We start from the raw sequence: 18,551 nt of genomic DNA, 5'->3' as shown, positions 1-18,551 counted from the left end.
CCTAGAACGAGTGCACGATGCCGGTATACACCCCTTGCTGCGTGACCCCGGCCAGCGGCTTGGTATCCGGCGTGACCTCCACCGAAAACGCCGCATTGCCGCGATTGACGACCGTGCCCACGGTCGCATAGAGCAGCGTTCGCTTGGATAACGCGTAATTGGCGCCAAGCGCCAGGAGGGTGGCATTGCCGCCATCGCGGTTCAGGCGCGCGTGATAGCCGCCGGCCAGCAGGGTGAGGGCCGGCGTGGCGGCCCAGTTGGCGCCCAGCCAGTACAGCTGGTGCTGGTTGGAGGCGGTGGGGTTGTTGGTGTCGGCAACGGTGGCGCCGCCGGAGCGGATCAGGCTGTAGCCGGCGAACAGCTTGACGCTGCCGGCCTGATAGGCACCGCCCAGCGCATACTCGCGCGAGGTCGCGTACAGGTTGGTGAAGTTGCCGCTGTTGTCGCGGATTTCTTCGTAGACGCCCTTGAGCAGGACCGGGCCGTTCTTGTAGCTGACGCTGCCGCTGAGCTGGCGCCCCGCGGTAATGCTGCCGGGCACGCCGCCGGGACCGCCCTGGGCGCGGAACGAGAAGCCGTTCCATACCGGCGAGTTATAGGTAATGGCGTGGTCGCGCGGTCCCCAGTTGCGGCCGTAGGCGAGCGTGCCAAGGCTGGTGAACTGCATTGCGAACGGGTCGACTTCCCATAGCTCGCCGTCGGTCAGGGCCATGGCGCGGCCCAGCCACAGCGTGCCGTAGTCGCGGCTGGACAGGCCGACGACGGCGTAGCGGTTGAACAGGCTGTCGCCCACCGTGCGGCCGTTTTCGGCGGTGAACATGCTTTCCAGGTTGGCGACGGCGCTCAGGCCCTGTCCCAGGTCTTCCTGGACCCGCAGGCCCCACCAGCTCACGCCCCACTGGCCGCCGTTGCGGAACACGCCGGCGCTGCCGCCGTTGGCGGTGGCGACCTTGCTGACGTAGTCGATGCCGCCGACGACACGGCCGTAGAGCGTGACGCTGCTCTGTGCCCAGGCGCCCGTCGCCATGAACAGGGTGGCGGCGACGCAGGCCGGGCGGAAGCAGGGCACGGCTCGACGTGGATGGATGATGGATGCTGCATTGTTCGAAAACATCTCTGGCTCCGTGCAATAGGAAGACTCAGGTATCGGGTACCGCTGCGTGCAGCCAGGCTTGCGACAGGCAAAACGCTCCCCGCCGCGCGCGCACGGGGCGAACGCGGGCAGGCCAGGCAGGCCAGGCAGGCTTGGCGGCGCGAGCGGCAAGACGGGCCCCTGCCACACCGCGCGGGTGGCTCAGGGCTCGCAGCTTGCGCGAGGGGCCCGGTTGCGCCGCGGCGCGACCGGGTAGTGGAGGGGCTTAGCCCGCCGGCGTCACGCGCTCGATCGTGAAGTCGTAGCGCAGCTCCAGGCAGGGACCGCCGATGCCATATTCGCGGCGGCGTTCACCAGCCGCGACCGGCTCGAACCGGCGCACCAGCGACTGCTTCACGGCGAACACCACGTCGGAATCGAGGTAGGGGTCCTCGGCATCGAAGATATGCGTCACCAGCGGTTTGCAGCCCGGCGCGGTGATCTTGACGTGCAGGTGGGCAGGGCGCCACGGATGGCGCTTGGTGGCTTGCAGGAGCTCGCCGACCGGCCCGTCGGTGGGGATGGGGTAGCGCACCGGGCGCACGGTCTGCACCAGGAATTCGCCGGCATCGTTGACGCGGTACCAGCCGCGCAGGTTGTGCTCGGGCTGCTCGGGGTCCTGGATGTCGTACATGCCGTTGGAGTTGGTCTGCCACAGCTCGATCTGCGCGCCGGCCACCGGCGCGCCATCGAGGTCAAGCACGCGCCCGGTCACGAACAGCGGCGGGTCGTCGCACGGCATCTGCTGGATCGATTCCCCCCACTGGCGCTCCGGCGAGCCCGGCACGTAGAACGGCCCGACCACGGTCGATTCCGTCGCGGCATGCGCCACGCGCGCGCTGACCATATTGACCAGCATCGAGATGCCGAGGTTGTCGGAGAGCAGGATCATCTCCTGGCGCTTGTCATCCGAGATCTGGCCGACCGAGGTCAGGTAGAGGATGCCGCGCAGCCACTCGTCCTCGGTCAGCTTCACGTCGCGCACAAAGGCGTGCAGGTGCCGGATCAGCGATTGCAGGATCTCGCGCAGGCGCGGATCGGGGGTGTCCTGGTAACGCTGCAGGACGACGTCGGTCAGTTGGGCTTCAGTCATGTTTTGCATGGTGGTGTCCTTGGCTCGGTTCGTTTCAGTGAGCGTAGGGCGCCGGCAGGAAACGCTCGCCGGGCGCCACGCCGGCCTGGGCCAGCACATGATCGCGCGAGCGCTCCAGGTCGCCGATCAGCCGCGCCACGTCGACGTTCACCAGCTTGCCGTGGCGCTTGACGGCCTTGCCGGCCACCCACACCGAATCCACCAGTCCCGGATGGCCGGCCAGCACCACCGCGCCGACGGCGTTGTTGAGCGGCGCCATTTCCAGGTTGTCGGCGCGCAGCATGGCGATGTCGGCGTCCTTGCCCGGCGTCAGCGAGCCGATGCGGTCGGCCAGGCCCAGCGCACGCGCGCCGTTGATGGTGGCAAAGGCCAGCACGTCGGCCGTGTCGATCGGCAGGCGCTGCACGGTCTCGCCGGCCTGGTCGGCGTGATGGTGCGCCCAGGCGCGTTCGACCAGCAGCACGGTGCGCATGACCTGGAACAGGTGGCCGCTGTTGGACGTGACGATGTCCACGCCCAGCGTGGGCGCCAGGCCGACGTCGAGCAGGCGGCGCGTGGCGGGCCAGCCGTGGCCCATCTGCAGTTCGATGTCGGGCGTCATCGAGCCCCACGCGCCGTGGTCGGCCATGATGCGGAACTCATCGTCGGCGAGCGAGTTGCAATGCACGCAGACGACGTCCTCGCCCAGCAATCCGTTTTCGGCCAGCCAGGCCACGGGCCGGTTCTTGCCCCAGGCGCCGTCGCCGACGTGCACGGAGATCAGCGCGCCGAGGTCGCGCGCCAGGGCCCAGTCGTCGATGGTCACTTTCTCGCTGGCGTACTGGGGGCCGCGCAAGGCCATGCCCATCTGCACCAGGTCATCGGTGCGCGAGAAATGCTCCTTCTTGACGCGGTAGGCATCGCGCGAGGTCGGCAGGTCGCTGACCGGCAGCCATTCGGCGTTGGAATTGCCGTAGCACATCACGAAGCGCCCGCCCAAGTCGCGCAGGCCCTGCACCGCGCCATCGGTATGCGCGGGCGTGTTCATGTTGTGCGACCAGTCGAGCACGGTGGTGATGCCGGCGTTGAGGGCCTCGCAGGCGCCCGCCAGGTTGGCGGTGTAGATGTCGCCGGCGCGGAAGTGCTCGCCAAGCTGGCCGCGCACGCCGGCAAAGTACTGGTCCAGGGTCCAGTCGGCGGCGATGTTGCGCAGCGTGGTCTGCCACACGTGGCGATGGGTATCGACCATGCCCGGCATCACGATGGTGCCGGTGCCGTCGATGATCTCGGCATCGTCTGCCTGCAGGCCGATGCCGACCGCGGCGATCCTGGTGCCTTCGATCAGCACGTCGCCCTTGTCGAGGTTGCCGATTGCCGGGTCGACGTTGATGACGCTGGCGTTGCGGATAAGAGTGCGTTTCATGAGGTGTCTCCTGTGGTCTTGCTTCTGGTTGCTTCTGGTTGCTTCTGGTTGCTTTGGTGTTGCTAGTGTCTGGATGTCCCGGCGCGATGCCGGTCAGCGTGACAGCCCTCCCGCGATCTTCTCGGCGACCATGATGGTCGGCAGGTGGGTGTTGGCGCTGGGGACGGTGGGCATCACCGAGGCGTCGGCCACGTACAGGCCGTGCATGCCGTGCACTTGCCCTTGCGGATCCACCACCGCCAGCGGATCGTTGGCCGCGCCCATGCGGCAGGTGCCGCTGACGTGGCCGGTGCCGCTGATGCTGCGGCGGGCATAGTCGGCCAGGGTTTCGCCGCTGCGCAGCACGTCCGTGGCCGGCGTCATCTTCGACAGCCGTGCCACGGTGCGCTGGCCCAGCTTCGGCATGGCATCGATCAGCCGCGCCGCGGCCGCGGCGCGCACGGCGTTGGCGCGGGTCGGCTCGTTGTAGCGCATCAGGCGGCTCAGGTTGCCGGCATCGGCCAGGACGTAGGGTGTGCCGCAGATGCCGTGCAGTGAATCGAAGAGCGAGGCGGTAAAGCGGAAGGCCTCGGTGATGCGGGCCAGGTCGCGCGGGTCGCGAATGATTCCCGGATCCGCATGACTTCCCAGCCACAACGCCTGCAGGCCCCCCAGCTCCACTACCTGGCGGTCGCCAATGAACTGATGGAAGAGATCCTGGCCGGACGCCTGGCGGTGGGCGAACAGCTGCCCGCCGAGCCCGAGCTGGTCCGCAAGTACCAGCTGAGCCGCTACGGCGTGCGCCAGGCCATCAAGGCGCTGATCGACCTGGGCCTGGTCTCGCGCCAGCAGGGCATCGGTACGCGCGTCCTCAGCAACCAGGCCCGCGCGCGCTACAACCAGAGCATCGCCGGGCTCGACGACATTGCCCGCTATGCGCAGGAGACGGACTTCCGCATTCTTTCCCAGCAAATGGTGGCGCCGGCCGAGGGCCGGGTGCCGCTGCCGGCGGACGGGGTGGACGTAGGGGGCAAATGGCTGCATATCGCCGGCTTGCGCAGCGCGCTGGGCGCAGGCTTGCCGATCTCGCTGGCGGACATCTACGTCAGTCCCCGCTACGCACGGCTGCCCAGGCTGGGCGCGACGCTGAACGTGCCGGTGCATGCCCTGATCGAGCGGAAGTTCGGCGCGCGCGTGACGCGCGTCGACCAGGACATCCAGGGCGCGCTGGTGAGTCAGGACGAGGCGGCGTTGCTGCAGGTCGAGCCGGGCAGCGCCGCGCTGCGCATCGTCCGTACCTACTTTGTCGATGACGAAGTCATCGAGGTCACGCTGAGCGTGCATCCCGCCGAGCGCTACAGCTACAAGCAGAGTTTCGAGCTGGAAGGGCGGTAACCGCGCCCACCGGGCTTGCATGCCGCGCGGGTTTCCATGCCGTAAATCCGCATTGTTCCGGACTTGGAACACTGTGTTTGCTTCTGGCAGGCTTCCGCAAATCTGAGTTGCTGATATCTTGGAGTGCCGTGATCAAAACAAAATGGTGGCGCCGCGATCCCCGTGGACGCTGCCCAAAACACACGGATATCAGTGAAGAAAGCAACCACACCAATGCGGCTGGCGCACCTTGCGGCCGCCATTCCCCTTGCGGCAAGCCTGTGCGCGCTGCCGGCCACGGCCGGCGCGGGAACCTTCTCGATGCAGGGCGGCTATGGCCGCGACAACGGCCACGGCGTTGAGAAGTACGAAGTGGCCGCGCGCTGGGACGATATCGTGCAGTGGCAGCTGTCGAGCCGCGTTGCGCTGGCCCTGGACGGCGAGGTCAATGTCGCAAACTGGCGGGCGCTGTCGTCGCGGCCGTCGAGCCAGTTGACGGAGTTTGGTGTGTCGCCGATCCTGCGGCTCAGCTATGCGGGCGAGTACGCGACGCCGTTCGTCGAAGCCTCAGTGGGGCTGCGCGTGCTGAGCCACACCGAGATCGCCGATGGCCATCGCATGGGCTCGGCCTTCCAGTTCGCCGACATGGTCGGCGTGGGCGTGGCCTTCGGCAAGGCGCAGCGGCTTGCCATCGGCTACCGTTTCCAGCACCTGTCCAATGCCGGCATCCAGGAGCCCAATCCCGGCACCAACTTCAGCATCGGTTACGTGCGCTGCCGCTTCTGACGCGGTGGCAGCCGGGCATCGTTCCACTCGCAGGACTCTGCATCGCAATCCCACCGCCTACCGCGCGTCGGTGGTGACGTCTATCATCGCTTCATGGATCATTGCCTGTCGCTATCGGCCGGCATACTCGGAGATCAGATATGAAGCGCATTCTGGGTGTCTACAGCGCACCGCGTCAGCACTGGGTCGGAGACGGCTTTCCGGTGCGCTCGATGTTCTCGTACATGAGCCACGGCAAGCAGCTCAGCCCGTTTCTGCTCTTGGACTACGCCGGCCCGGCCGATTTCACGCCGACGCAGCGCCCGCGCGGGGTGGGCCAGCACCCGCACCGCGGTTTCGAGACCGTGACCATCGTCTACAAGGGCGAGGTCGCGCATCGCGACTCGACCGGGCAGGGCGGCGTGATCGGCCCCGGCGACGTGCAGTGGATGACGGCGGGCGCGGGCATCCTGCATGAGGAGTTCCATTCGCCGGCCTTTACGCAAAGCGGCGGCGCGCTGGAAATGGTGCAGCTGTGGGTCAATCTGCCGGCCCGCGACAAGATGGCCGCGCCCGGCTACCAGGCGATCGTCGACCGCGATATTCCGGCAGTGCCAATGCCCGATGGCGCCGGCACGGTGCGGGTGATCGCCGGCGAGTACGGCGGCAAGGCCGGCCCGGCCCGCACCTTTACGCCGATGCATGTGTGGGACATGCGCCTGAACCAGGGCGCCAGCACCCGGCTGGCGCTGCCGGAGGGCTGGCATACCGCGCTGGTGGTGCTGCGCGGCAAGGTCACGGTCAACGCCGAGGCGACCGTGCGCGATGCCGAGATGGTGGTGTTGGACGGCGCCGGCGAAGATGTCAACATCGAAGCCAGCACCGACGCGGTGGTGCTGCTGCTCAGCGGCGAGCCGATCGACGAGCCCATCGTCGGCCACGGCCCGTTCGTGATGAACACCGAAGAGCAGATCGCCGAGGCCTTCCGCGACTTCAGCAGCGGCCGCTTCGGCAGCATGGCGGCTGGCCGGCGGTAGGCGCCAGCCGCGGCAACGGGGCGAGCCTTGCGGTTCGCCCCGCGCCGGCATCAGAAGATCTGCCGGATCCCCACGGTTACGCCCACCATGCTCTTCTGCCCGGCCATGGTCGGGTACTTGAAGGCAAAGGCGGTGGCCGCGCTGTCGAAGCTCAGGCCGCCGTTGCGCGCATAGCCGGCCGACAGGTACACGTCGGTGCGCTTGCTGAAGTTGTAGTCGGCGATAAAGCTGACCTGCTGCATGTTCGCCGGGTTGGTCTCGGGCGCCGTGGCGGTGGCGCGCGCACCCTTGACGTCGGCGTAGTAGTAGGCCAGCGACAGGCCCAGTGCCGGCGTGGCCTGGTAGTTGACGCCGGCCCACCAGTAGTCGTCGCGCAGCAGCGTGCTGCCGTTGGCGAACTCCCCCTTGTTATAGCGGTAGCCGAGCGTGAACTTGAACGGGCCGGTGTTGTACAGCGCGGCGGCCCCGAGCTTGGCCATGGTCCCGGGCTGGCCGGTGACCGCGGCGGGGCGCCAGACGTCGGCACCGATCGAGGCACCGAAGCCGCTGCTGTTCAGGTACAGCAGCGAGCCGCCGTAGGCAATGTTGTCGCTGAAGTGCCCCGGCACCTCGCCCGCACCGCCGTTGGCCAGCAGGATGGCGGCATTCTGCACCGCCACGCCGGCGCCGAACGAGAAGTGCGCCACCGCCTGCAGCGGACCGAACTGGCCGGTGTACTTGACCATATTGTCTTCGCGGTAGTTCAGGCCCATCCACCAGATGCCCGGCTCATAGGTGGCGGCAAAGCGCAGCGGCGCGAAGTTGGCCATGCCGTCGAAGAACGACGTGTACTGGCGGCCGAAGGTGAGCTTGCCGAAGGTGTTGTTCTGCAGGCCGACATAGGACTGGCGATTGAACAGCGGCGTGCTCTGCAGGTTGCCGCTGTCCCACTGGAAGCCGCTTTCCAGCACGAACAGCGCCTGGTTGCCGGCGCCCAGGTCTTCCACGCCGCGCAGGCCCCAGCGCGAGGCGGACAGGCCGCCGACCTGGGGCATGGCGAACCGGCTGCCGCCCTGGTTTGGCGTGGCGGCCGACGCGGCGACGCGGTTGACATACTCGATCGATCCGTCGATGACCCCATACAACGTCACGCCGGACTGTGCATTGGCGCTGCCCGCGGCCGCGCCCAGTACAGCCAGCGTGATAAGCGATTTCTTCATGCTAAGTCGTCTCCTTTGGTTTTTATGGAAGTCTCAGGCCGGGTGCTATGCCCGGCGCGGATCCATTAGACCTTTGCGCGTTTTGTCAGGCCCCCTCCTAAAAGGAGTGAATCGGGGGCTGGGTGTTGCAACGGCGCACGGTTGCTGGCAGAGGGGGCTACTTATTGACGTGAAGCAAAGCGGACGGAAGCCAATGTCCACTGGTCTGCGCTGTAGCGGGTCAGGCGTAAACGGAAAACGGGGGGCGCCTGCGCGCCCCCCGTGTCGGCACTGCCGGGCGTTACTGCACGTTGCCGGCGACAGCGATCACCTGGCCGGTGATGTAGTTGGAGTCCGGCGAGCAGAACAGGTACACGCCGCCGGCGGCTTCTTCCGGGGTGCCCCCACGGCCAAGCGGATTGCGCTGGGCGTGCGACTTCAGCATCTCCGGATTCAGCCCGACGCGGATCTCACGGCCCTCGATATTGACCGTGGCGCCGGCCTTGGCGTCGGCCGAGGTCATGCGGGTGTGGATCAGCCCGAACGCCACCGCGTTCACGTTGACATTGAAGCGGCCCCACTCGCGCGCCATCGCGCGGGTCATGCCGATCACGCCGGCCTTGGCGCCGGAGTAGTTGATCTGGCCGGCATTGCCGTTCAGGCCCGAGGTCGACGAGATATTGACGATCTTGCGGTACAGCTCGCGGCCGGCTTCCTTGTCCGCGGCGGCCAGCGTCTTGATGTGCGGGTAGGCGGCGCGCAGGATGCGGAAGGGCGCGGTCATGTGGCAGTCCAGGATGGCGTACCACTGCTCGTCGCTCATCTTCTGCACCACGTCGTCCCAGGTGAAGCCGGCGTTGTTGACGATGATGTCGATGCTCTTGAAATTGCTCATCGCCGTGTTGATGAAGCGGTCGGCAAAGTCCGGCGCGGACACGTTGCCCACGCAGGCCACGGCTTCGACGCCCATCGCCTTCAGTTCTTCGACGGTCTGCTGCGCCGGCTCGGCGTCCAGGTCGTTGATGACCAGGCGTGCGCCTTCGCGTGCCAGGCGCATGGCGATGGCGTTGCCGATGCCGCGGCCCGAACCGGTGACCAGTGCCACCTTGCCTTCAAGTGCTCCCATGATTGACTCCTTTGTGTGCGACGTTGCGTTCGATTGAGATTTACAGTGCGACGACGGCGTCGCCGAGGATCTTGCTTTCGCCATACTGGTTGGCGGTCTGGATTTCCAGCCTGACGCGCTGCTCGCCGCCGACTTCCAGCTTTTCCACCACGCGGCCGGTGCAGGTGATGCGATGGCCCAGGTGCGTGATGCCGACAAAGCGCACGCCGAACTGGCGCAGCTGGCGCTGGTCCACCCACTGCGTCAGCAGGCGGCCCAGGTAGGCCATCGACAGCATGCCGTGGGCGAACACGTCGGGCATGCCGGCCTTGCGGGCGTAGTCGGTGTCGATGTGGATGGCGTTGTGATCGTTCGAGGCGCCGGCAAACAGCGCCAGCGTGGTGCGGTTGATCGGTTCCAGCGTCAGCGGGGGCAGGGTGTCGCCCACCTTGACCTGGTCGAAGCTCAGTTTGCTCATGTGGGTTCTCCGGTTCAGCCGTTGCGATGCACCAGCACGCTGCGCAGGTCCGCCACGTGCTCGCCGTCCTGGTTGGCGACGCGCGTCTCGCGCACCACGAACTCCAGCGCGCCGCCCTTCTTGTCGTAGATGTCGGTGATGGTGGTCTTGAAGTGCAGCGTGTCGCCCGCGTAGGCCATGCGGTGGTAGTCGAAGGACTGCTCGCCGTGCAGGATGCGGTCCGGCCGGATGCCGAGCTCCTGGCGCCAGGTGCTGGGCGGCTGCGTCAGCTCCAGCGAGAACAGGAAGGTCGGCGGCAGCGGCAGGCCCGGGTGGCCGGCGTCGCGCGCGGCGGCTTCATCGATATAGACCGGATCGGTCTGGCCGGTGGCCTTGGCGAAAAAGCGCAGCTGGCTGGCCGGCGCGGACGTGTGGAAGTCCGCGATCACCCGGCCGATGTGTTTTTTGTCGATCATGGATGGGCTCCTGTGTCGGTGTATGCTCAGGCGTGCTTCTGGTACAGCGTGACCACGCAGGCGCCGCCCAGGCCGAGGTTGTGCGTCAGGGCCAGGCGCGCGCCTTCGACCTGGCGCTGGTCGGCGGTGCCGCGCAGCTGCTGGACCATCTCGTAGCATTGCGCCAGGCCGGTGGCGCCCAGCGGGTGGCCCTTGGACAGCAGGCCGCCAGACGGGTTGACCACCCACTTGCCGCCGTAGGTGTTGTCGCCGTCGTTGACCAGCTTCTCGGCGCCGCCCTCCGGGCACAGGCCAAGGCCTTCATAGGTCAGCAGTTCGTTCTGCGCAAAGCAGTCGTGCAGCTCGATCACGTCGATGTCCTGCGGACCGACGCCGGCCTGCTCGTACACCTGCTGCGAGCCTTCGCGGGTCATGTCGAAGCCGACCACGCGGATCATGTCGCGCGCGTCGTAGGTGCTGGGGCGGTCGGTGGTCAGCGACTGGCCGGCGATCAGCACGTCGGTCTTGAGGCCCTTCCTGCGGGCGAATTCTTCCGACACCACGATGGCCGCGGCGGCGCCGCACGTCGGCGGGCACGCCATCAGGCGCGTCAGCACGCCTTCCCACAGCGCCGGCGCGGCCAGCACGTCCTCGGTGGTGAGCACGTTGCGGAACACGGCCAGCGGGTTGTTGGCGGCGTGGCGGCTGGCCTTGGCGCGGATCCTGGCGAAGGTTTCAAGCTTGGTGCCGTACTTGTCCATATGGGCCTTGCCGGCGCCGGAGAACTGGCGGATGGCATTGGGCAGGTCCTTGCGGTCGACCAGTTCGTCCACCAGGCCGATGGCGCGCTCCAGCGCCGGGGCGCGGTCGTCCCAGCGCGACTTCAGCGCGCCGGGCTGCATGAATTCGAAGCCGACGGCCAGCGCGCAGTCCACCGCGCCGCTCTGCACCGCCTGGCGCGCCAGGAACAGCGCCGACGAGCCAGTGGCGCAGTTGTTGTTGACGTTGATGACGGGGATGCCGGTCATGCCGACCTGGTACAGCGCCTTCTGGCCGCAGGTCGAGTCGCCATAAACATAGCCGGCGTAGGCCTGCTGCACGTCCTCGTAACTCAGGCCGGCATCTTCCAGCGCCTGGCGCACGGCCGTGGCGCCCATCACGTCATAGCTGTCGCTGCTGCCCGGCTTCTTGAACGGGATCATGCCGGCGCCGGCGACGAATACCTTGCGAGTCATGTGTGTGCTCCGATGAAAGTTTGTCAAGTGCCGGTGCTTACAGCTTGCGCGCGATCAGTTCGCGCATCACTTCGCTGGTGCCGCCGTAGATGCGGGTCACGCGCATGTCGGCAAAGGCGCGCGCCACCGGGTACTCCATCATGTAGCCGTAGCCGCCGTGCAGCTGCACCATCTGGTCCAGCGCGGTGCCCAGCACTTCGGTCGAGTGCAGCTTGGCGATGGCCGCTTCTTCCAGCGTCAGGCGGCGGCGGATGTGCTCGCCGATGTAGTGGTCGATCATCAGGCGCACCGAGATCGCTTGCGTCTTGATGTCGGCCAGCTTGAACTTGGTGTTCTGGAAGTCCCACACGGTCTGGTTAAAGGCCTTGCGGTCCTTGACGTAGGCCAGCGTGTGCTCCAGGCAGACTTCCAGCTTGGCCGCGGCGCTGACGGCGATCGACAGGCGCTCCTGCGGCAGTTCGGTCATCAGGTAGGCAAAGCCCTTGCCTTCCTCGCCCAGCAGGTTGGCCACCGGCACGCGCACGTTGTCGAAGAACAGCTCGGCAGTGTCCTGCGCGTGCTGGCCGACCTTCTCCAGCTTGCGGCCGCGGCGGAAGCCGTCGCGGTCGCCCTCGACCACGATCAGGCTGACGCCGCGCGCGCCGGCGCTGGGATCGGTCTTGCAGACCATGATGATCAGGTCGGCATTTAGGCCGTTGCTGATGAAGGTCTTGCTGCCGTTGATCACGTACTCGTCGCCGTCGCGGGTGGCGGTGGTGCGGATCGCCTTGAGGTCGCTTCCGGTGCCCGGCTCGGTCATGCCGATGGCCAGGATGTATTCGCCAGAGCAGACCTTGGGCAGCCAGCGCTGTTTCTGCTCTTCATTGCCGAGGCGGGCGATGTACGGGGCGATGATGTCCGAGTGCACGCCGAAGCCGACGCCGCTCAGGCCGACGCGGGCGTATTCCTCGGCAAACACCGCGGAGTGGCCGAAGTCGCCGCCGCCGCCGCCGTAGTCGGTCGGCAGCGTCACGCACAGCAGGCCTTCGCGGCCGGCCTTGAGCCAGGTCTCGCGGTCGACCTTGCCGGCCTTGTCCCATTCGGCTTGCCTGGGCAGGCATTCGCGTTCCAGGAAGCGGCGTACGGTGGTGCGGAACATCTCGTGGTCGTCACGATAGATGGTGCGGTTGATTTCCATTGGGTGACTCCGGATATCGGTCTGCGGGAGGTTGCCTCGGCCAAGGTTTGCGGCCACTGGTATGGCGCTAAGGTACCGGGGAGGAGGGGGCCGCGAACACCACCCGCGTCAGGTGGCCGGAGACAGCAAAGGGGGGGCGCGCGTGGGGGGCGCGGCGTTGGGGAAGGGGAGGGGGGTAGAGAGAGGGGGGACGGTTACGCCGTCAGCGCGACGCGTCCGGCGGCTGCGCGCCACCGGCCTGGTCCAGTTCGCGGTCGCGGGCGCGGGCCACGGCCTCGTCGCGGCTGCTGACGCCCAGCTTGCGGAAGATGTTGCGCAAGTGCCATTTCACCGTTTCCGGCGACAGGCCCAGCGTGCGCGCGATCTTCTTGTTGGGCAGGGCCTGGCCGAGCAGGCGCACGACATCGGCTTCCCGGTCGCTCAGTTCCTCGAAGCGCGCGTCGCCCTTGGCCGCAACTGCGCCCGAGGTCATGCCAGTGCCGGCGGCCGCCCCGGCGTCAGCGGCAGGCGGCGGCACGGTGGCCTGCAGGCGTTCGACATAGAAGGCCAGCACCGGATCCAGCGTGGTGTCGGCGGCCACGCCGACGATCTGGCCGAGCGCGCCCGGGCAGGCGTCGATCAGGCTGCGCATCAGGCCGAGGCGGTGGCCCCGGCGCAAGCCTTCCAGCACATGCTCGCGTGCGGTTTCGGTCTCGCCGCGGCGCGATGCCACCACCGCCGCCAGCATGTGCATCTGCGCGACGTGGCGCTGCCAGCCACGTGCCTCGCAGTACGCGATCAGCGCGGCCGTGCGGGCCTCGGCGCCGCGGAGGTCGTCATGCGCCAGGCCGACCAGCACGTGGGCGCGCTCGGTCGCCATGTGGATTGCATCCAGCGATCCGCGCGGGGCATTGCGATGGCGCGCGGCAATGGCGTCTAGGCGCGCCAGCGCAGCTTCGGCGGCGGCGATGTCGCCGCCGGACAAGTGCAGCCGGATCTGGTTGGCCAGGCTCTGCGCGACCAGGCGGTCCAGGCGCAGTTGCGTGCCGTAGTCTTCCAGCCGCTCCAGCTGTGCGAAGGCATCGAGGCGGTGGCCGCTGATCCAGTGCGCGGCCGCCAGCACGGTGTGCACCCGCAGCACCGAGTCCGGGATCGATACCCGTTCGAGCACGTCGACCCGGTCCTCCAGCAGCCGGCGCGCCGCCTCCAGGTCGTTCTGTTCGTACAGCACCTCGCCAAGCAGGGCCGCGGCAAAGTACTCCGGCTCGGCGCCGGCGCCGCCATGGCCCGCTTGTTCGACCTCGCGCAGCACGTCGCGGGCGACGCGCTCGGCCTGGATCATGTTGCCTTCCAGCGCATGGCTGAAGCCGATCATGCAGCGCCCGTTGAGCATGCCGCTGGCGGTGCCCAGCAGCGGCACGCCGTCCACCACCAGCGGCGGCGCTTCGGTCTGGATGCGGCGGGCGCGCTCGTAGTCGCCCAGGTGCATGTAGAGCCACGACAGCAGGTTGTTGCGCGAGCCGATAAACAGCGCCGGCATGTCGGCGGGAGCGCTCTCGATCTGCGGCAGCAGCGCCAGCGCGGCCTGGCTGTCGTCGCGCAGCAGCACCAGCGAAAAGCGCAGCAGCGCCAGCCGGTAGCGCAGCGAGGCGTCGCCCGGCGGGATATCGGCCTCGAGCCGGTCCGCGGCCGCGGCGCACGCGTCCAGTTCGCGCGAGAACATCTGCGTGCGCAGCGCCAGCAGGCGCAGTTCCGGGCGCGCCTGCACCTGGTCGGCGGGGATGGTGCGCAGCAGCCCCAGCGCCTTGCGCACCTCGCCGCGCATGATCAGGGTGTCGGCATAGCGCTGCACCAGGTCGGCGGCGGTGTCGGCATCGCCGGCCAGCACCGCGTGGCGCACGGCTTCTTCCAGCATGCGATGGTCGCGGAACCAGCGCCATGCCGCCCCGTGCACCGCGCGCTGCTGCGCCTCGCTGCGCGAGCGGAAACGCTGGGCCAGCGTTTCGCGCAGCAGCGGATGCAGCCGGTACCAGGCTTCGCGCTCGGGCCCCGGCGCCGGCGTAATGAAGAGGTTCTCCTGCTCCAGCCGTGTCAGCAGCGCCAGGATCTCGCCTTCGCCCAGCGCCTGCTCGCCCAGCGCCTCGCACAGCGACGCGGTGAACCGTTCGCACGCGGCGGCGCGCACCAGCAGCTCGGCTTCGTCCGGCGCCAGGCGCGACAGCACCTCGCGCTCGAAGTATTCGGCAAAGGCGCCGGCATCCTGCACGCTGGCCTGCACGAATCCGGTGGCAAAGGTGAGGCCGCTGGCGTTGGCCTTCTTGCGCTTCCAGTGCGCGGCAAAGAGCTGCAGCCCGGCCACCCAGCCGTCGGTCAGTTCATGCAGCATGCGCGCATCGCGCGCGCTGATGTCGCCCAGCTGGGTGCGCAGGAAATGCTGCGATTCGGCCAGCGTGAAGCGCAGGTCGCGCTGGTCCAGCTCCAGCAGCATGCCCTGGTCGCGCAGGCGCCCGAGCGACAGCGCCAGCGCCGCGCGCGAGGCCAGCACCACGTGGAAATTGGCCGGGGCGTAGTCGAGCAGCCACTGCAGCGGCGCCAGCACGCGCGGCGAAGTCAGGTGGTGCACGTCGTCGAGCACCAGCGTCACGTCGCGCGGATGGGCGGCAATGCCGCGCACCAGCGCGATGATGGCGCGCTCGACGGCTTCGTCGTCGGTGCCGCGGTCGGCCAGCACCATGGCTTCGCGCGACAGCGCGGGGCTGACCTCGGACAGGCTGCCGAGCAGGCGGTCCAGCCAGCGCTGGCGCTCGTTGTCGGCCGGCTCCAGCGCCAGCGCGGCCATGTCGAAGCCAAACGCCAGCAGGTCCAGCCGCCACGCCGTCAGCAGCGCGGTCTTGCCGTAGCCGGCCGGGCCCTGCAGCACGATGCAGCGCCGGCGCCTGGCCTCGGTCAGTTGCGCCAGCAGGCGCTCGCGTGCGACCACGCGCGCCGCGCTGCGCAGCGACGCCGGCCGGGACGGCTGCGAGACTGGCGCGGCGGGCTGGCTACGGGGGGCGGCTGGCGGATTGGCTGGCGTCTGGGGCATGGGCGAGGCTGGAGGGTGCAGGTGAGAGGCGGGTTGCAATGCCAGTGAGGCAGCACGTTGTGACGATTGTACTGGCAGACGCGGCATGGCGGCCAAGCCACCCCTGGCCGGCTCTCGGGGTGGCCAGTGTGAGGCGCGCACTGCACCCCCAGGCCACCCGGAACAGGTGGGGAAGGGTTTGCCGGGTGTCCGGCCGCAAGGCCACCCCCTATATTCGCGCTGCGGCAAGCCCGCCGGCAGAGCGTGTGCCGCTGTGCCCCTTCGCCGTTCGTTGCCGCGCCGCTTCGTCCCTTTGCCCCCGCTTCAATTGCGCACCGCTGGACGCCCATGGAAACCATACCTGCCGCCGTCGTGACCCGTCTCGTGCCGCCGCGCCAGAGCCGGCGTTGGATCGCGCGCGTGGCTCTGCTGCAGTGCCTGCACGACGCCAGGCTTGGCCGGCTGGTATTGCTGACCGCGCCCGCCGGCTACGGCAAGACCACCGCGATGGTGCAGTGGCGCCACCGCTTGCTGGCCGAAGGCGCGCGCGCAGCCTGGCTCACGCTCGCGCCGGAAGATGACGACCTGGGCCAGTTCTGCGCCAGCCTCGCTGCCAGCCTGCGGCAGGCCGGCATCCGCCTGTGCCGGGCCGGGCCGGAGTTCAGCTACGACCCGGCGCACCCGGCCGCGTTGCTGCCGGCGTTCGTCGAGTTGATGGACGGCGTGCCGGGCGAGATCTACCTGATACTGGACGGACTCGACCGGCTGCGTTGCCCCGCCACGCTGGCCTTCCTGCAGGGTGTGCTGCAAGCGCGCCTGCCGCATCTGCACCTGGTTGCCGCCGCGCGCGGGCAGGTCGGGCTGGCGCTCGGCCGGTTGCGCGCCGGCCGGGAACTGGCCGAAGCCGGTTGCGCCGAACTGGCATTCAGCCTGCCCGAGACGCTGGCATTCGTGGCCAGGCGCGTGGAAGGGCGCACGGCGCGCCGGGAGAGCTCGCAAGCGGTGATCGATACGGCGGTCGTGCTGCAGGAGGTCACCGAGGGCTGGCCTGCCGGGCTTGAACTGGTTGCCGGCTCGCTCAGGACCGCCTGCGAAGCGGCGTGGCCGCACCCGCAGTCGGCAGCGCTGCACGCCTACTGGCGCGAGGAAGTGACCGCCGGGCTGCCGCCCGCGCTGCTTGACTTCCTGCGCTGCCTCGCCGCATCCACGCCGAGCTGGCCTTGCAGCTGAGCGGCCGCGCGCAGGCGCCGGCGTGGCTTGCCGAGATCGCGGCGCGCGGCCTGTTCCTGCAACCTGCTCCGGCCGAGTCGGACGAAGCGAGTGCCGACGGGGCCAGCGCGGGCTGGTATCGCCTGCATCCGTTGTTCCGGGCGCACCTGCTGCACGACCTGGAACAGCACCAGCCCGCCACGCTGCAAGGGTTGCACGGGCTCGCGGCCGCGTGGCTGGCCCGCTGCGGCAAGCCGGCGGAAGCCATCGGCCACGCGCTGCACAGCGGCGACTTCGATCGCGTGCTGGCGCTGGCACAGGCCACCGCGTCCCATTTGCCGGGTATCAGCCCGCTGCGCGACTTCCTGCAGTGGTCCGATGGCATCGCGCCGGCTCGGCTGGCGATGCATCCGGCACTGTTGCTGGCCGCGGCATGGGCGTGCGTGGTTTCAGTGCGGCCGCAGCACGCCGAGCATTGGATCCGGCGCTGGGAAGCCAGTGCCGGGCCCGGCGTGAATACCGGCGTGCAGGCCACGGTGATGCGCGCGGCCATCGCCGCGCAGCAGGATGACCACCCGCGCGTGCTGGCACTGCTCGACAGCCTGCAGGGCCAGCCGCTGGACAATCCCGCACTCGAGCAGGCCCGCATGAGCCTGGCGCTGCGCAGCGGCACCATGCTGGGCCGCCAGCCCCGCTCGCGCGCGCCATACCGCTGCGCGGCGCAAGCCGGCGATACCGAGATCGCGCTGATGGGCGCCGGCACGCTGGCCCTGGTGGCATGGATAGAGGGCAATGCCTATGAGGCGCTGCGGCTCGGCACTGACGTGCTGGCGGCAGCGCAGCACGCCTTTGGGCGCCGCTCGATCGCGGCCAGCCTGTGCGCGGTGCCGGTGGCGGCGGCGCTGTACGAGCAGGACCGCATCGCCGACGCCAGCGAAGTGCTGGCGGGACGCCTGCAGACGCTGCGCACCGGCACGCCGGACGTGCTGATCGAAGCGGCGCTGTATCACGCCAGGCTGCAATGGCTGGCGGGCGCGCGCCACGAGGCCCTGGCGGAACTGGCCGAAGCCGAAGCCATGTTCCACCGCCGCGGCCTGCCCCGCGGCGTGGCGCGCATGGTGGCCGAGCGCCAGCGGCTGGCGTTGCTGGGCAATGACCTGCGCCATGCGCAGCGGCTGCAGGCCGCGCTGGAGGAACTGGTGCGCCAGTATCCGGGCGAGACGCCGCGCAGCCAGGAAATCGCCGCGGCGGCAGCGCTGGCCCGTGCCCGGCTGGCGCTGGCGCAGGGTGACCCCGCCGGCGCGCTGGCGGCACTTGACGTGGTGCGTGCCTTGCCAACGGCATCGATCCGGGAACATCTGATGGTGACCGCCGAACTGCTGCAGGCGATCGCCTTCGATGATCTGTACCGTCCCGACGCGGCGCGGCAGTACCTTGACGCCGCGCTGGCCGCCGGCGAGCGTCTGGGGTTGGTGCGTACCTTTATCGACGAGGGCGAGCGTACCTGTGCCTTGCTGGCGAGCGTGGCCGGGGACGCGCCGGCAAGGTCCGCCTACGTGGCACGCCTGTGTGAAGCCGCCGCGCTGCCGGCACCGATGGCCGGGTCCGCCGAATCCACGCACGAGACAGCGCTTGCGCCTGCCGCGCCCGCCGTGCCCGCGGCACTACCACCAGCCGACGTCGGCAAGGGCCGGCTGCTGACCCCGCGCGAGCGCGAGATCCTGGCGCCGCTGGAGCAGGCGATGTCGAACAAGCGCATTGCGCTGGCGCTCAACCTGAGTGTCGACACTGTCAAGTGGAACCTGCGGCAGATCTACGCCAAGCTCAATGTGTCGCGGCGCTACGATGCCATTCTGGTGGCGCGCAGCGCGGCTCAGCGGCCGGGCTGACCGCGTTCGCCGCCAGCCGGCTGC

The 18,551-nt window shown here is 68.9% G+C and carries 15 protein-coding genes and 1 pseudogene; 5 read left to right on the top strand and 11 right to left on the bottom strand.

All coding sequences use genetic code 11. The features are described from left to right. Position 1: 1 nt before the first annotated feature. The 4 genes and pseudogenes from DN412_RS11010 to DN412_RS10995 all read right to left on the bottom strand — a co-directional run. A complete protein-coding gene (locus tag DN412_RS11010) occupies positions 2-1,114 on the bottom strand; it encodes a porin (RefSeq protein WP_115014921.1) in 1,113 nt (370 codons plus the stop codon). Between the two features lie 244 nt (positions 1,115-1,358). Beyond that, positions 1,359-2,234 (bottom strand): intradiol ring-cleavage dioxygenase, encoded by an 876-nt coding sequence (locus tag DN412_RS11005; RefSeq protein ID WP_115014919.1) that lies wholly within the window; start codon positions 2,232-2,234, stop codon positions 1,359-1,361. Between the two features lie 25 nt (positions 2,235-2,259). Continuing rightward, complete coding sequence (locus tag DN412_RS11000) at positions 2,260-3,627, bottom strand: amidohydrolase family protein (RefSeq protein WP_115014917.1); 1,368 nt, start codon at positions 3,625-3,627, stop codon at positions 2,260-2,262. A gap of 93 nt (positions 3,628-3,720) precedes the next feature. After that, a pseudogene (locus tag DN412_RS10995) lies at positions 3,721-4,233 on the bottom strand (GMC oxidoreductase); the annotation flags it as partial. 12 nt (positions 4,234-4,245) lie between these two features. Between DN412_RS10995 and DN412_RS10990 the strand changes: the two are divergent. From DN412_RS10990 to DN412_RS10980, 3 genes are all read left to right on the top strand, one after another. Beyond that, positions 4,246-5,001, top strand: coding sequence for a GntR family transcriptional regulator (locus tag DN412_RS10990; protein WP_115014915.1), 756 nt, complete (start codon positions 4,246-4,248; stop codon positions 4,999-5,001). Positions 5,002-5,193: 192 nt separating this feature from the next. Further along, complete coding sequence (locus tag DN412_RS10985) at positions 5,194-5,766, top strand: acyloxyacyl hydrolase (protein ID WP_244222627.1); 573 nt, start codon at positions 5,194-5,196, stop codon at positions 5,764-5,766. Positions 5,767-5,906: 140 nt separating this feature from the next. Further along, positions 5,907-6,782 carry a pirin family protein gene (locus DN412_RS10980; protein WP_115014911.1) on the top strand — a complete coding sequence of 292 codons (876 nt, stop codon included), beginning with the start codon at positions 5,907-5,909 and terminating at the stop codon, positions 6,780-6,782. Positions 6,783-6,832: 50 nt separating this feature from the next. On the opposite strand, the gene DN412_RS10975 is transcribed toward DN412_RS10980, so the two are convergent. The 7 genes from DN412_RS10975 to DN412_RS10945 all read right to left on the bottom strand — a co-directional run bounded on the left by DN412_RS10975 (position 6,833) and on the right by DN412_RS10945 (position 15,450). After that, entirely contained in the window at positions 6,833-7,981 is a 1,149-nt protein-coding gene (locus DN412_RS10975) for a porin (RefSeq protein ID WP_115014909.1), read from the bottom strand. 280 nt (positions 7,982-8,261) lie between these two features. After that, positions 8,262-9,086 (bottom strand): SDR family NAD(P)-dependent oxidoreductase, encoded by an 825-nt coding sequence (locus DN412_RS10970; RefSeq protein ID WP_115014907.1) that lies wholly within the window; start codon positions 9,084-9,086, stop codon positions 8,262-8,264. A gap of 40 nt (positions 9,087-9,126) precedes the next feature. Next, on the bottom strand, positions 9,127-9,543 hold the full coding sequence (locus DN412_RS10965) for a MaoC family dehydratase (protein WP_115014905.1): 417 nt from the start codon (positions 9,541-9,543) through the stop codon (positions 9,127-9,129). Positions 9,544-9,557: 14 nt separating this feature from the next. After that, positions 9,558-9,998, bottom strand: a complete 441-nt coding sequence (locus DN412_RS10960) for a MaoC family dehydratase N-terminal domain-containing protein (protein ID WP_115014903.1) — start codon at positions 9,996-9,998, stop codon at positions 9,558-9,560. A gap of 26 nt (positions 9,999-10,024) precedes the next feature. After that, complete coding sequence (locus DN412_RS10955) at positions 10,025-11,212, bottom strand: lipid-transfer protein (protein ID WP_115014901.1); 1,188 nt, start codon at positions 11,210-11,212, stop codon at positions 10,025-10,027. 37 nt (positions 11,213-11,249) lie between these two features. Continuing rightward, a complete protein-coding gene (locus DN412_RS10950) occupies positions 11,250-12,389 on the bottom strand; it encodes an acyl-CoA dehydrogenase family protein (RefSeq protein ID WP_115014899.1) in 1,140 nt (379 codons plus the stop codon). 202 nt (positions 12,390-12,591) lie between these two features. Next, positions 12,592-15,450 (bottom strand): winged helix-turn-helix domain-containing protein, encoded by a 2,859-nt coding sequence (locus DN412_RS10945; RefSeq protein ID WP_115014897.1) that lies wholly within the window; start codon positions 15,448-15,450, stop codon positions 12,592-12,594. A 327-nt stretch (positions 15,451-15,777) separates the two neighbouring features. Between DN412_RS10945 and DN412_RS10940 the strand changes: the two genes are divergently transcribed. Further along, positions 15,778-16,659, top strand: coding sequence for a MalT transcriptional regulator family protein (locus DN412_RS10940; protein ID WP_133303043.1), 882 nt, complete (start codon positions 15,778-15,780; stop codon positions 16,657-16,659). Then, positions 16,650-18,527, top strand: coding sequence for a LuxR C-terminal-related transcriptional regulator (locus DN412_RS10935; protein WP_115014894.1), 1,878 nt, complete (start codon positions 16,650-16,652; stop codon positions 18,525-18,527). The genes DN412_RS10940 and DN412_RS10935 overlap by 10 nt, the downstream gene beginning before the upstream one ends. Positions 18,528-18,551 lie beyond the last annotated feature (24 nt).

It is taken from the genome of Cupriavidus lacunae, from assembly GCF_003353055.1.
GTDB lineage: Bacteria > Pseudomonadota > Gammaproteobacteria > Burkholderiales > Burkholderiaceae > Cupriavidus > Cupriavidus lacunae.
Note: the sequence above shows the minus strand (reverse complement) of the source record. Positions and strands in the feature narration are given on the sequence as shown.